Origin of the sequence: Pseudoalteromonas agarivorans, assembly GCF_024518735.1 — a bacterium.
In the GTDB taxonomy this organism is placed as follows: Bacteria; Pseudomonadota; Gammaproteobacteria; order Enterobacterales; family Alteromonadaceae; genus Pseudoalteromonas; species Pseudoalteromonas atlantica.
In genome coordinates, this window is sequence record NZ_JANIGJ010000004.1 from 145685 (window position 1) to 159870 (window position 14186).

General features: G+C 41.9%; 14 protein-coding genes. 4 read left to right on the forward strand and 10 right to left on the reverse strand.

Annotation, left to right across the window (positions count from 1 at the left end):
• Positions 1-23: 23 nt before the first annotated feature.
• The 4 genes from NQT65_RS09175 to NQT65_RS09190 all read right to left on the reverse strand — a co-directional run bounded on the left by NQT65_RS09175 (position 24) and on the right by NQT65_RS09190 (position 5102).
• Complete coding sequence (locus tag NQT65_RS09175; protein WP_256851018.1) at positions 24-1202, reverse strand: MFS transporter; 1179 nt, start codon at positions 1200-1202, stop codon at positions 24-26.
• Positions 1199-2518, reverse strand: coding sequence for a lysine N(6)-hydroxylase/L-ornithine N(5)-oxygenase family protein (locus NQT65_RS09180; protein ID WP_256851019.1), 1320 nt, complete (start codon positions 2516-2518; stop codon positions 1199-1201). Before NQT65_RS09180 ends, NQT65_RS09175 begins: the two co-directional genes overlap by 4 nt.
• Positions 2518-4056, reverse strand: a complete 1539-nt coding sequence (locus tag NQT65_RS09185) for a pyridoxal phosphate-dependent decarboxylase family protein (RefSeq protein WP_138685420.1) — start codon at positions 4054-4056, stop codon at positions 2518-2520. The genes NQT65_RS09180 and NQT65_RS09185 overlap by 1 nt, the downstream gene beginning before the upstream one ends.
• Before the next feature lie 368 nt (positions 4057-4424).
• Entirely contained in the window at positions 4425-5102 is a 678-nt protein-coding gene (locus NQT65_RS09190; RefSeq protein ID WP_256851020.1) for a haloacid dehalogenase type II, read from the reverse strand.
• A 150-nt stretch (positions 5103-5252) separates the two neighbouring features.
• On the opposite strand from NQT65_RS09190, the gene NQT65_RS09195 reads away from it, so the two are divergent.
• Positions 5253-5879 carry a DJ-1/PfpI family protein gene (locus NQT65_RS09195; protein ID WP_256851021.1) on the forward strand — a complete coding sequence of 209 codons (627 nt, stop codon included), beginning with the start codon at positions 5253-5255 and terminating at the stop codon, positions 5877-5879.
• A gap of 117 nt (positions 5880-5996) precedes the next feature.
• Here NQT65_RS09195 and NQT65_RS09200 read toward each other — a convergent pair whose 3' ends face one another.
• From NQT65_RS09200 to NQT65_RS20205, 3 genes are all read right to left on the reverse strand, one after another.
• Complete coding sequence (locus NQT65_RS09200; protein ID WP_256851022.1) at positions 5997-6788, reverse strand: DODA-type extradiol aromatic ring-opening family dioxygenase; 792 nt, start codon at positions 6786-6788, stop codon at positions 5997-5999.
• 186 nt (positions 6789-6974) lie between these two features.
• Positions 6975-7520, reverse strand: coding sequence for an SDR family NAD(P)-dependent oxidoreductase (locus tag NQT65_RS09205; RefSeq protein ID WP_276537830.1), 546 nt, complete (start codon positions 7518-7520; stop codon positions 6975-6977).
• Between the two features lie 41 nt (positions 7521-7561).
• Positions 7562-7708, reverse strand: coding sequence for an SDR family NAD(P)-dependent oxidoreductase (locus NQT65_RS20205; protein ID WP_276537831.1), 147 nt, complete (start codon positions 7706-7708; stop codon positions 7562-7564).
• A gap of 298 nt (positions 7709-8006) precedes the next feature.
• Between NQT65_RS20205 and NQT65_RS09210 the strand changes: the two genes are divergently transcribed.
• Both NQT65_RS09210 and NQT65_RS09215 read left to right on the forward strand, forming a co-directional pair.
• Entirely contained in the window at positions 8007-8912 is a 906-nt protein-coding gene (locus NQT65_RS09210) for a LysR family transcriptional regulator (RefSeq protein WP_004586290.1), read from the forward strand.
• A 1-nt stretch (position 8913) separates the two neighbouring features.
• Complete coding sequence (locus NQT65_RS09215) at positions 8914-9861, forward strand: LysR family transcriptional regulator (RefSeq protein WP_054981994.1); 948 nt, start codon at positions 8914-8916, stop codon at positions 9859-9861.
• A 64-nt stretch (positions 9862-9925) separates the two neighbouring features.
• Here NQT65_RS09215 and NQT65_RS09220 read toward each other — a convergent pair whose 3' ends face one another.
• Both NQT65_RS09220 and NQT65_RS09225 read right to left on the reverse strand, forming a co-directional pair.
• Positions 9926-10933, reverse strand: a complete 1008-nt coding sequence (locus NQT65_RS09220) for a zinc-binding alcohol dehydrogenase family protein (protein WP_256851023.1) — start codon at positions 10931-10933, stop codon at positions 9926-9928.
• A 205-nt stretch (positions 10934-11138) separates the two neighbouring features.
• Positions 11139-12023, reverse strand: coding sequence for a LysR family transcriptional regulator (locus NQT65_RS09225; protein WP_256851024.1), 885 nt, complete (start codon positions 12021-12023; stop codon positions 11139-11141).
• A 111-nt stretch (positions 12024-12134) separates the two neighbouring features.
• Between NQT65_RS09225 and cuyB the strand changes: the two genes are divergently transcribed.
• Complete coding sequence (gene cuyB / locus NQT65_RS09230; protein ID WP_256851025.1) at positions 12135-12860, forward strand: cysteate racemase; 726 nt, start codon at positions 12135-12137, stop codon at positions 12858-12860.
• A 26-nt stretch (positions 12861-12886) separates the two neighbouring features.
• Here the strand turns inward: cuyB and NQT65_RS09235 are convergent, their stop codons facing one another.
• On the reverse strand, positions 12887-14137 hold the full coding sequence (locus NQT65_RS09235) for an NADH:flavin oxidoreductase/NADH oxidase family protein (protein WP_256851026.1): 1251 nt from the start codon (positions 14135-14137) through the stop codon (positions 12887-12889).
• Positions 14138-14186: the final 49 nt, after the last annotated feature.

Sequence of the window (14186 nt, forward strand, 5' to 3'; positions counted from 1 at the left end):
AAACTCCTAAATCTTTTTAATTATTAAGTGGCTGTGTGTGAAGCTTGGCCAACAAATTTAACGCGCCATAGCAAAATAGCGCCAAGGCTTGCAAAGCCAATGGCAGCAAAGTAAAAAGGCACGGTGGTATTAAAATATTCCACGCTCATACCCACTAATAACGAAGCTAAAATAACGCCAATATTTTGCGCAACATGCACTTTGGCAAAATCACTGCCGTAGTGAGCAGGCTCGCTTTTAGCAAATAGCATCACTTCTAATAAAACCATGACTTGAAATAGCGCTATACCGTATAAAACGCGAGAGCTAACCACTAACCACACCGACTCTTGCGCCTGTAAATAAAGCCCAATAGCGCCAAAAATAAGCGCGCACGAAAACGTACTGGTGCGGCTAAGCGTAGGAAGAGGTAAGTGCTGCCTAAAGTGGTTAAACAACAGCATAAGTAGGGCTGAAAAAGCAGGAATGGCGTACACAAGTGCACTTACAAACGCACTGCTTTGCGCGCTCATTCCTTGCCAATGGGTAGTAAAAAACGGCCTAATTAAAAAGGCGCTAAAGTAAACAACCACGCTTATAAAACAAAACTGCCAAATAAAATACGGCGTACGAGTGCGCGGTTTTTCGCTTTCAATCGCGTGCTGATAAATACCTAACTTTAAGCTCACCATTAAATAGGCACACAGCAGCACTTGTATAACATCGCCCGCAGCACTTAATAACAATGCATAACGCGGTGCATTTATACTAAAAAAGTACCCGCCCACTAACGCGCCGCCAATAGCACCAAAGTGCATAAGTACCGAAAACAAGCCAATAATAGAAAGATGCTTACTTTGCTGCTCTAAACGCAGTGCAAACGGGTAAATAAGCAGGTAACTGGCTTTAAGCACCAACATAAGCTGGTAATAAAACCAAAATTCCCACACGTTAGTTGCAAAATAACAAAGCAAACCAAAGCAGGCGGCAATCACTTGCGTTACAAGCCAAAGAGCCAGCTCGTGGTATTTTTTGGCAACCTTTGCCCACAGTGGCAGCGCGAGCATAACGGTAATACAACAGTTAGCTACAAACACGCCAATAAGTGTGGGGTTACTTACAGAAAATTCGCTGGCAAAAAATTGCGGATAAAACGGCAGTAATAAGGTGTCGCACACTACCGAAATAACCGTAAGCAAAATAAGCGCTAAACGTAAACTCATGCGGCGTTACTCTTTTGCTGTGAATGGGTTTCTACATCGCTTAAATCAAAACACTGAAAAGCAATTTTTTGCTCAACCTGATACGGCGCATAACCGAGTATTTCGCGCAAAATTATACTGTTGCGATAACACGCCATGCCTAAATCGGGGGTTACAAAGCCATGGGTGTGCTGCTCTGCATTTTGTACAAATATACGTTTTTGGTCGGTGTCTACCGCATACTCGCGGCTAACTAAGTAGCGGCCTTGTTCATCTTCTGGGAGTTGCTGTGCAATAGGATTTAAAAAAGCAGGGCGCTTGTATTTAAAGCCCGTGGCACAAATTAAGTAATCGGTTTTTATTTCAAAGGCTTCATTTAGCTCTTGATGGTAAAACTCAGTGACTAAGCGACCAGCACTTTTACGTGTATTAGTAAGCTTGCTGTTAGTTTTAAATGTGGTAGAAATAGGCCCATCTAGGCTTTGCGCGTAAAGGGTGTCAAAAATGTCATTAATTAAATCGCCATTAATGCCTTTAAATAAGTTTTTTTGATTTTGATTAAGCCAATCTCGTTGCTCAGCTTTTAAATTATAAAAGTAATCTACATACTCAGGAGAGGTCATTTCAAGGGTGAGTTTAGTGTATTCCAGCGGAAAATAACGCGGCGATCGCGCAATCCAATCTAGTTGCAAACCTTGTGGCACGGCTTGTTGTAATAAGGTGTGATAAATTTCAGCCGCACTTTGCCCAGCTCCTACAACCGTAACGCGTTTAGCTGCTTTTAGCTCATCAAGGCGGTGGCAAAAATCGCTACTGTGCATTACGTTATTAGAATTACTTTGCACTGCGCAATCAGGAATGTATGGGGCAGGGCCAGTGCCAAGCACTAAGTGGCGCGTAACATAGTGTTGCTCCCCATTTGGGGTTTTACAGGTAACGGTATAGCACTCACTTTGCTGGCAAAACTCAACCTTAGTTACACTTTGCTCAAAGCTTACGTTGCTAAGCTGCGAGCACACCCACTGGCAATAGAGATTGTATTCTTTACGCAGTAAAAAAAAGCTCTCGCGAATATAAAAAGGGTATAAGCGATTATTAAGCTTGGCATAATTTAAAAAACTGTACTTGCTAGTAGGGTCTGCAAGAGTCACTAAGTCAGACATAAACGGCGTTTGTAAAGTAACACCTTCTAGCATCATTCCGGGGTGCCAATCAAATTGGCTACGCTGCTCTAAAAATAAGCTTTTCACGCCCTCCAGTGGCTCACTTAAACATGCTAACGATAAATTAAACGGGCCAAGGCCAATGGCTATAAAGTCATAAGGTTGGTTACTCATTATTTTTGCTCCTTATACGTTTGCCACGCAATAGTGCTAATTTGTTCAAGCACGGCGCGCACATCGCTCAATTGGCACTGGGCATTAAGTAACGTAAATTTAAGGTAATGACGGCCGTTAATTTTGGTGCGCGCAATCATGGCTTCACCAGTATTTAAGAATGTTTGGCGTACGTGCAGGTTTAGGGTGTCTAGTAAATCGGGGTTATGTTTTAGCTCCTCTGGCGCAAAGCGAAATACCAGTGCGCTAAGCTCTGGGTAATTTATAACTTCAAAATCAGGGTGGTCGTTAAGCACAATATGGGTTTGACGAGCAAGGCCAATTACTTTATCAAACGCTCGCCCAAGTGGCGCTTCACCCATGGTGCGCAGTGTTAACCACAGTTTTAAGGCATCAAAACGGCGTGTGGTTTGTAAGCTTTTATCAACTAAATTTGGCGTGCCATTGCCGGCCTCAGCAAGCGGGTTTAGATAGTCAGCGTAAAGGGTAATATGGCTAAAGTGGCGTTTGTCACTTAATAAAAAAGCACTGCAGCTAACCGGCTGCATAAACGATTTATGGTAATCAATGGTAATTGAATCTACTTGTTCTATGCCGTTTAGGGCACTTCGGTGATGCTCGCTTACCAATAATCCGCCGCCGTATGCGCCGTCAACATGGCACCAAAGCTGCTCTTTTTTAGCAAGTTTTGCTATGTCCTCAACAGGGTCAATTGAGCCAAAATCGGTTGTACCTGCGGTAATTACCACAGCGATAGGTAAATCGCCCTTAGCTTTAGAATCCGCAATTGCGTGGTTAAGTGCGTCCATATCCATTTGCATTTTATTGTTTGTAGCCACGGGCACTACCGCGTTATAACCAAGGCCCAGTAATGCCGCTGCCTTTTGAATACTAAAATGCGCAACCTCAGAGCAATAAATACGAAAACGTGAGGCTACTTCAGGCAAGCCTTGCAGTTTTACTTCATGATTAGGTGCATAGCGGCTCACTGCAACTTCGCGAGCAACAAGCATAGCCATTAAGTTCGATTGCGTACCACCACTGGTAAAAACACCATCGGCAGTGCTAGGTAATTTTGCTTTTTCACAGCTCCAATCAATTAATTTTTGTTCAATAAGGGTCGCGCCAGCGCTTTGATCCCAGGTGTCTACCGAAGTGTTGATTGCGCCAATGATGTGCTCAGCCACAACCGCAGGGTACGTAACGGGGCAATTTAAATGCGCCATATAACGCGGATGATGAAAATACACAGCGTGATCTAAATACACACTTTTAAGCTCGTTTAATACCGCTGGGAAATCAGCAAGAGGTTTGGCTAAATCGACATCATTTACAGTGGCGGCAAGCGTATTAACAGACACGCCAGAAAACGGCTTTTGCGCTTTAGCCATAGCTTGTTGTACAGCCGAAAGCCCCTGCAACGACGCTATTTGGTAGTTAATAAACTGATCGAGATTAAATTGAGGAGGTAACCCGTTTTGCTCAAATATTGCTTTATTTTCGACAGGGCTGAGCTGCGCCGATTGTAATTGTGACATATTCGCTCCTTGGTTGTACTTGTATTGGGGTTGAGGATCTTAATGGTAACAATTTGTATTTACAATAATGATTAAGGGTTAGATATAGGTTTATTTTCGCAATTAGGAGTGACTGATTAGTTATAAGGAATTACTTTTAAAACTAACAAAGTGTATAAAATGAGCTATGAAAGGGTGCCAAAATGTGTGCTAAATAATGACAGTTTGTAAAATAGTGCGATGGTTTAAATATAAGAGTTGAGAGATGAGAGGGGGTAGCTAAAAGCGAACGTATTATAAGTGGGCAGTACCACTATAAGAAGTAAACCCCCTTTACAACTCGGTTAAACCTTAAGTGCTAAAGAGGGATATAAAAGTAAAAATGCAGCTTAATTGATATCTTCAAGCTTATTTTTTAAATCCACTAGATCGGTGGCTACGGTGGTTGGCTGAATTTCCCACGGATCAAAAATAGAATCCTCAGAGCGTTTTATCCATGCTCCGCGCATACCATGTGAAATAGCGCCGGTAATATCAAACGGGTTACTCGAAATAAGCCACGTGTTTGCGCCCGTTGAATTGGTCTCGCGTAAAAAATGGCTGTAAACACCTGGGTTTGGCTTAAATGTTTTCATATCGTCGGCACTTACTACACCTTCAAAAAGCTCACTAATACCTGCAGTTTCGAGCAATTTATTTACCGCATCAGCAGCGCCATTTGAAAATGCAAACAACCGGTAATTTTGCGCTTTAAGTTGCTCAAGGCCTTTTTTCACATCGTCAAAGGCGGGTAAAATTTTATACTGCTCAAGCAATTGCTGCTTTTGATCATCACTAAGCTGCGTTTTGTGCGCTAAACACGCGTAATCTAGGGCATGTTTTGTACATAATGAAAACGGAATATAGTTTTGCATTAACCCACGCCTAAACGAATACTCTAATTGTTTTTCGCGCCATGTATTTGAAAATTTTTGCGCGTTATCGCCTATCATATCTTCAAGTAAAGACAGCACGCCGTGAGTGTTTATAAGCGTACCGTATACGTCAAATGCGAGTGTGGTTGCCATGTTTGCTCCCAATAAATTTAAGATACTTGTAAGTTAATCGTTTTGAGCTTAACTTACTTTGAACGATTGCTCAAATTAATAAAGTTTACAACACGATTGCAGCGCCTATTATTTAAAAACGATACAAATTAAAGGACTAAATAACACAGTATGAAAATATATTTTTTAATTTACGACAAAGTTGAAGAGCTGGATTTAGTTGGTTCATGGGAACTAATAGGCCTGCTGGCAGAAAAGGGATTATGTGAAAAACCCAAATTAATATCGCTAAATTCTATGACTCCCTCAGGTGAGCACGGCATGCGTTTTAGTGCCGATTATCATTTTACTGACCCTGTGCAGCCCGATGTATTATTTGTACCTGGCGGTAGTGGTGCACGTATAGCAATGGAAGACCTTGACGTTATTAATTATCTTAAAAAAACAGCTGAAAACTGCCACAGTGTTTTATCTATTTGCACTGGTATGTATTTAATGCAAAAAGCGGGGCTATTTAAGCATAAAAAAGTAACCTCCCACTGGGCTTTTCTAGATCACCTTAAAAAAGATAACACTGTAACCGTAGTTGAAGAACGCTTTGTAGAAGATGGCAATATCTGGTCTTGTGCGGGTGTTTCAGCAGGTATGGATATGTGCCTTGCTTTTATTGCTGATTATTTTGGTGAAGATGTTGCCTCCACCATACAGTTAGACGCAGAATACTATCCGTCACCAATTATTTATGGTGACGCGCATAAAAATAGCGCCACATCTAATTACATTAAAAAGCTGCGTTAAAGCCCACTTTATAACTTTATGTTGGGCTTTGCTGCTCTTAACCCAACATACGCTTTGTAAACCCCCATTACACTTTGATTAAAAAAACACAAGGCGCTTGCGCCATGCTGATTAAAATTAATAAAACTTATAGGTATCAAGCGCTAAAATATCCATTTCGGTATCACTAAAGAGTTTTTCAACCTGCTTGCCGCCTGCGCCCAAAGCAGCAAAGAGTGGTAAAAAATGCTCTTGGGTAGGGTGGTTAAATAACACATGGGGTGCATCGGCTAAGTAATTTAAAAGTGCGGGCGTGTCTTGCGCTAAAAGCGTGTGTTCAACCCATTGGGTAAACGCTTTTACCCTTTGTACACGGTTAGGTGTAGCAGGGGTTTTAAACACTTCTCGTAGGTTGTGGCTAATGCCGCCAGAGCCAATAATTAATATATTATCGTCGCGAAGTGGGGCAAGTAACTGCCCGTATTCATACATGGCTTTTGCGCCTAATCGAGTATTTATAGACACTTGTACAATAGGAATATTTGCCTGCGGGTACATTAAGCGCAGTGGTATCCATACTCCATGATCCCAGCCTTGGCGTTCATCGAGTATTGCTGTGATGCCTTTATTTTTAAATAGCGTTGCAATATTACCCGCAATCTCAGGATGACCTGGCGCAGGGTATTTAATGTTATACATATGCGCAGGAAAATTGTAAAAGTCGTGAATGGTTTCAGGCGCTTGCCCTGCGGTTATTACAATATTATGAGCTGCTTCATCGTGGGCCATATCAAAGTGCGCCGAAAAAATAACAATAGCGCGTGGCGTGTTGAGTGACTTGCCAAGCGCTTTTAAAAAGTCAGACGTTGGCGATTGCTGTACGGCCATAATAGGTGAACCGTGAGAGATAAATAGTGCAGGTTGAGCCATGGTAATACCTAAGGGTTTTATTAATATCCCCTTATTCTATTGGCTTTTATTTTGTTAATAAATAAAGCCCGCATTGAGATATTATAAATACAGTATTGTTAAACTGATTTTTATTTACCCCCTCGTTAAAAAGCCGATGCGTAAACATCGGCTTTTAAATTAACACTAAATAAGCAATCAGGCGTGTTAGTAGTTAATTGCGCCACCATCAACGTTAATACATTGTCCGGTCATAAAATCGCTGTCTTCACTGGCTAAAAAGTAAATAGGGCCAAGTAAGTCTTCAGGCTCCATTGCACGTTTAATTACTCGTGAGCCTAGTGTGCTATTTTTAGCTTTATCAAACTGTGCGTTATTTTTAACGCCTTCGCTTTCGGTTAAGCCAACTAATAGGCAATTAACTAAAATATTATCGTTAGCAAGCTCAGTGGCCAACGCACGTGTTTGCCCAACAACCGCGCCTTTAGATGCCACATAATGGCAAAACATAGGTGCACCGCGTAAAAATGTACCCGATGCAATGTTAATGATTTTACCGCGGCCTAATTTACGCATGCTAGGCAACACTGCTTTGGTACACTGAAAAGGCCCGCGGGCATTTACGCGCATAACTAAATCCCATTCGTCTTCAGATATTTCCCAAAATGGCTTAAGCTCAAGCGCAGCAAATATAGCGACATTGTTAACTAATATTTCAACCGGGCCAAATTCAGCTTCGGTTTGTTTTACCATGGCATCTAACGATTCACTATTCGTTACATCTACTTCGCAGCCTATTGCTTAGCTACAGCTGCGCTTGGGTCGGCTAAATCAGCAAGCACAACTTTAGCGCCTTGTTGAGCTAAACCTTTTGCATAAGCAGCGCCAATACCTTGTGCTGCACCAGTAACGATGGCTACTTTGTTGTTTAATCTTTTCATGGCTTTATCTCTTAGTCATTAATAAAAATATAAGCGTGCTTATTCACGTACAGCGATACTGCATTATTAATAAACCCGACTTGGCGTTAGAATGGATAAAAAGAAGCGTGATTGCTGCAGTAGCACGTATTAACTCCATTTTGTTGTAAATAAATAGTTATTTACGCAAAAAAATGTGTTTATAACGCTATAAAAACTCACTATCTGTGCAAAAATGCGATGTGTGGACTTTAACTGTTTTTATAAACATAATTAATACGATCTTTATTTAAAAATTATAAACAAGGCATTGCTAATAATGGATAAGCTAACCACCATGAAGACTTTTGTAAGTGTTGTACAAGAGGGGTCTTTTTCTAAAGCTGCCGATAAGCTCGATATATCGCCGCAACTTGTGAGCAAGTATGTGTCTGCGCTAGAAGAGGGGCTTGCTACCCGATTACTCCACCGCACCACGCGCAAAGTAAGCACTACCGAGGCGGGAGATCACTATTTTACCCGCTGTTTACAGGTGCTAGACGATATAGACGACATGGAAAATTCGCTCGATAACCTAAACGAAAATGTCTCTGGTGTGCTCAGTATTAGTGCCCCTATGTCGTTTGGGGTAAAGCACTTAGCACCGCTATTGGTTGAGTTTCAAAAGCGTTATCCAAATTTAAAATTAGATCTAAACCTTACCGACCAGTTTGTTGATATTGTTGAGCAAGGTATTGATATAGCGCTGCGCATTGGGGTTTTAAAAAGCTCATCACTTATTGCTAAAAAAATAGCGCCTATTAGGTTAGCGGTGTTTGCCTCTCCTTCTTATTTAGCGCAGCACGGCACGCCTACTAGCTTAGAAGAGCTGCAATCGCATAACTATTTACGCTACGCACACACCGAGCCTACCAAAAAGCTACGTGGAGCGAACGAGCTTAAAAACGAGTTAAAGCTTGAAAGTAACCTAGTTGCTAACAATGGCGACCTGCTACTCAATGCCGCTATAGCAGGTGGCGGTATTGCCATGCAGCCAACATTTATAGCTGGTGAGGCGCTGGCACAGGGTAAAGTAGTACGTATATTAAAAGACTACGAGCCTGAGCCAATAGGGCTTTATATGGTGTACGCAAACAGGCAGTTTTTACCCAGTAAAGTGCGCGCGTTTGTTGATTTTGCGAGCAATTATTACACCGATACACCTTATTGGGATTTAGGAGAGTGAGATGTCAATCACCAACCAATTAGCGTTATTTGTTGATGTAGTGCAGCAAGGCTCATTTGCAAAAGCCGCGGCGCTGCACGATATGGACAACTCATCGCTTTCAAAGCAAATTAAAAAGCTAGAAAGCAGTTTAGGTATTCAGTTACTTAATCGCTCTACGCGATCCTTTTCGCTTACCTCCGCAGGGGAGGAAATACTCCAGCAAGCGCATATTTTAATTGATACGCTCAGTGATATTCATAGCATTGCCGACTCCTACCAAGCAAAACCTAAAGGTATTTTGCGCATTACCTCGGGCATGTTTTTTGGGCAGCAGTATGTGCAGCCGGCCATTAATTTATTTATGCAAAAATACCCTGAGGTAAAAATAACCCTCATGCTTGATGATAAGCGCAACGATATTATTGCCGACCATTACGATTTAGCATTTAGAATTGGCAAATTGAATGACTCCAATCTAATGGCAAAAAAAATATCTGATATGCACTTTGCTTTGGTTGCCTCTAATGACTTTATTGCACGTCATGGTATGCCAAGTACACCTGAAGAACTTATCGCCTTACCTGCGGTGGTTTATGGCAATGGCGATGTAAGCCTAGATCAAATTAAATTAAGCACCCAGCCTCATGGTGATGAATACAAAACCCACAAAATGAAAGGCAACTATAAGGTAAGCGATGTACGCGCCATGCTTGATGCCACAAAAGCGGGTTTAGGGTATGTGATGCTAGATTTATTTAACCTAGAAAAACCCATAGACGAAATGGGGCTAGTGCCGCTATTAACTAATTATAAGCTTAGCGCATCGGGCACCGGTATTTATGCGCTGTATCCTCACCGTAAACAAACGCCACTAGTGAGCGAATTTATAAAAACTGTACAAGAGTATATTGGCAGCCCTGCATTTTGGGTAAAGCATATTCCTAATTACAACCAGTTATATAAATAATAGCTACAAAAAAGCCCCGTTAGGGGCTTGGGTATACTCAAAAAAACCATATTAGCTAAAGGCCTTAAAAGCCTTCTAACACCACTTTACCTTTAGCGGTTTGCGATTCAAGATGCTGATGCGCTTTGCGTAAATTGGCTGCGTTAATTTTACCTAAGTGCTCACCTACCGTGGTTTTAATCTGCCCTTGGTCAATCATAGTGGCTACGTTGTTTAAAATAACGTGTTGCTCTTGCATGTCGTCGGTTTTAAATAACGAGCGAGTAAACATAAGCTCCCAATGTACCGACACGCTTTTATTTTTAAATGGCACAATATTAAGTGTTTCAGGGTCATCAATAAGGGCAAATTGACCTTGTGGCTTCACTACTTTTTCAATTTCAGGTAAGTGCTGCTCTGTATTGTTTAAGCTTACTACGTAATCCACTTCGCTTAAGTTTTTAGCTGCAAATTCTTCACTTAACGGGTTACGGTGATTAACAATAGTGTCGGCACCTAAATCTTCTAACCACGATATTGTTTCAGCTCGAGAAGCACTAGCAATAATATTTAATTTAGTGCGCTGCTTTAATAGCTGCACCATTATTGAGCCCACCCCACCGGCGGCACCAATAACTAAAATGCTTTTAGAATCATCACTTTTAGCTACGTTTAAACGGTCAAACAATAATTCCCAAGCAGTAATGCTAGTAAGCGGCAATGCTGCGGCTTCGCCATACGAAAGCGAGCTCGGCATATGGCCAACAATACGCTCATCAACTAACTGAAACTGCGCGTTACTGCCTGAGCGCGTAATGTCGCCTGCGTACCATACTTTGTCGCCAGGCTTAAATAACGATACGTTTTCGCCAACCGATTTAACAACCCCAGTTGCATCCCAACCAATTACTTTATACTCGCCCTCAGCTGCTGGCATTGCTTGGCGAATTTTAAAATCAACCGGGTTAACCGATACAGCTTTAACTTCTACTAAAATATCGTGGCCGTGTGCTGTTGGCGTTTCAAGTTCAATGTCTTGTAATGATAATTCGTTTTCGATAGGTAAACTTTTTTGATATCCGATTGCTTTCATGGGAGTTGCCTCATTAGCTAGTTAATACTCTGTGTTGATGACGCTATTTTGGCTTTATAAAGAGTATTTAAAAAGAGATAAAACATCCAATTATTATGGAAATAAAATTCCATAATAAAATAGGTAAATAATTAAAACTCCATTACACATAGCTGTTATCGTTTTAAATTAGAAACGCCTGTTTAACTGTAACGGGGGTTTACAGTTAGGTTATATTTAGCTCAGTTAATTTATTCCACACACTTTCGCCACCGGGGTGCAAAGCCGCATGATATCTATACGCATAGTAAGTTATTGGCACGCAGTGGTGCTCACTCCCTACAACTACCAAGGTATTATTTTTAAGCTCGTTTGATATAACGTAGTCGGGCAGCCAGGCAATACCATTGCCCGCTACAGCGTGCACTTTTAAAAGCTCAGTCATGGATGAAACAAACACCTTTTTAAGCTTAGCGCCCGATATAATAGGCTCTAACAGCCGGCCCATGTAGGAGTCGAGGCTGTAGGCTAAATGCGGTATAGGCGCTGCGCTTTCTAGGTTATATAAGGCTTTGCCTTGCTTGTCACAGGCGCTAACAGGTAACAACTTAGCATTACCTATTTTTTGATGACTAAACGGCGGCAGTTTAAGGCGTTCGTTATCAAAGGCAATAAGTAAGTCGCATTCACCTTGCTCTAGCGCTTCGGTGGCTTTATCTACGTCTATAGCCTCTAAATTAAGTACAATGTCGCGCTCATCTTGCGTTTGAAAGTTAGCGAGTTGTAAGGTTAAAAAACTCGCTAAAGAATGTGCGGCCGCGACCTTTACAGAATAATTTTGCTGCACCGACAACTCCTCAAGCATGCTAACCGAGGTTTTCATTTGGTTAACTAAGTTACGCGCCGTTATATGAAATATTTTACCGCTTGGGGTAAGGGTAATAGGCAAGTTTTCTCGGTCGATTAGGGCTGCGCCAAGGGCGTCTTCAAGGGCTTTTATACGCCGACTAAATGCAGGTTGCGTAATATGCCTAAGCTTTGCCGCTTGCGAAAAGCTTTTTGTGTGCGAGAGTGTTAAAAAATCTTCTAACCATTTACTTTCAATATTCATAGCGACCACTTAGTTATGCAATTTGTGCATGGGTGGTAAAATAATAGCATTATTCAAACTAAATAAAACACTATAAATTAAGCCTATAAACTCAATAACTGGAATGCAATCATGCTTAGAACTCTTGGCGTACTAGGTGGAATGGGGCCTTTGGCTACCGCCTCATTTATGAATCAGGTAATTGCGCTATCGCCCGCTAAAAATGATCAAGAGCATATACCTATGTTTATAAGGAATATCCCGCAAATTCCTGACAGAACAAAATTTTTAATGGGTCTTGAAGACGAAAACCCATTTTTTGAGCTTAAAAAAGGCTTTAAAGAGCTAACAAGCTTAGGTGTTAGTTGTATTGTTATTCCGTGTAATACCGCGCATTACTGGTACGACGCGCTCACTAAAAATGCCGATGTACACACCATTAGCATTGTAAAAAGCGTTATAAAACAAGTAAAAGCCACGGGCAAACAAAAGGTTGGTATTTTAGCCACTACCGCTACGCTTAATATGGGCATTTACCAAAATGCGTTTAAGCAGCACAATATTGATTTTGTTGAACCAAACACTCAACAACAAGCAGCCATAATGGATGGCATAACCGCCGTAAAAGCGGGCGATTTAAATAAAGGTCGCCACTTATTAAGCAAGGGATACGACTTAATGCTTGCTCAAGGTGCTGACTGCGTGTTGTTTGGCTGTACCGAAATACCGCTTGTGTTAAATGAACAAGCCAAACACTCGCCAGACACCTGCCTAGATACCATCGCTATTTTAGCGCAAGAGTGCGTTAACTGGGCATATGCTAACGCCCATCAATCAACGCTCTCAAGTGTGGCATAGAAAATATCAGTTTAAACTAGAGCTAATTAATTTAGCTCTTTTGCAAAGCGTTTTCGATAGCGCTTTGTAAGCTTTGCAGCGCGTATTTGATCGTTTATTAAAGTAAAAATAGCCGAGGCATTTGCTTTAACGCGTTTGCCTTGGCCCACTCGGCGAATTTGCCTTTTTACCAGCGCCATAGTGGCAAGCCCAGCAAGGGTTTTGTCTTTAAAAGTAACGCGCGGCATAAGCAGGTTTTGCGTTGGCTGTGTTTGCCAGCTATTAACTAAATCTGGCTGATAGGCCAGTGCTGTGGCCATACCAACGAGCGCTACGCCTGAGCTAATTACTTTATTTGCCACATCTAACCGGCTAATACCGCCTGTGGTCATAATGGGTATGGTTGATTGCTCGCTAATTGCTTTGGCAAATTCCAAAAAGTACGCCTCACGTGCAAGTGTACGTTCATCACCCGTTGTTCCTTGCATTGCGGGTGCTTCGTAACTGCCGCCTGAAAGCTCTACAAAATCAAGCTTTAATGCACTAAGCATATTAACAACTGCTTGCGCATCATGCGGCTCAAAGCCGCCGCGCTGAAAATCGGCTGAGTTTAACTTAACCGATACCGAAAAACCGGCGCTGCATTGCGCTTTAATACTGCGTGTTATTTCAAGTAATAATCGCGCGCGATTCTCAAGGCTACCGCCCCATTTGTCATCACGCTTATTAGTTAGTGGAGATAAAAACTGCGCTAATAAATAGCCATGTGCAGCGTGTATTTGCACGCCGTTAAAACCTGCTTTTTCGGCCTGTTGCGCTGTATGGGTGAAACGAGCGATAACATCACTAATCTCGCTCTTATCCATAGCTGTTGGCTGGGCAAATAAGTGAGAGTGCTTACCCATATTAAGCGCAATATCAGAGGCACTTAGCGCTTTACCGCCCATTTTTTTAAATACTTGGCGGCCAGGGTGATTTATCTGCATCACAATTTTACAGTCGTTTTGCTGCCCTAAACAAGCAAGCTCTGCAAAAGGCGCTATATCGGTTTTCTGCTCAAGGGCAAGGCCGCCTGGCCCTGTCATGGCAAGGTGGTCAACCATAACATTGCCGGTAATAATTAACCCGCAACCGCCTTTTGCCCATTCGTTGTATACATTTTTAAGCACTTGCGATGGCGTTAGGTCGGCCTCTGCGAGGTTCTCTTCCATAGCGGCTTTTACTACTCGGTTTTTAAGCGTTAAACCGCTTGGTAGGGTAAAGGGCGTAAATACAGCAGATTGTTCAAACTCAGACATAAATATAAACCATAAATTGACATTACAGGCACTATAACCTTAAAGTCAG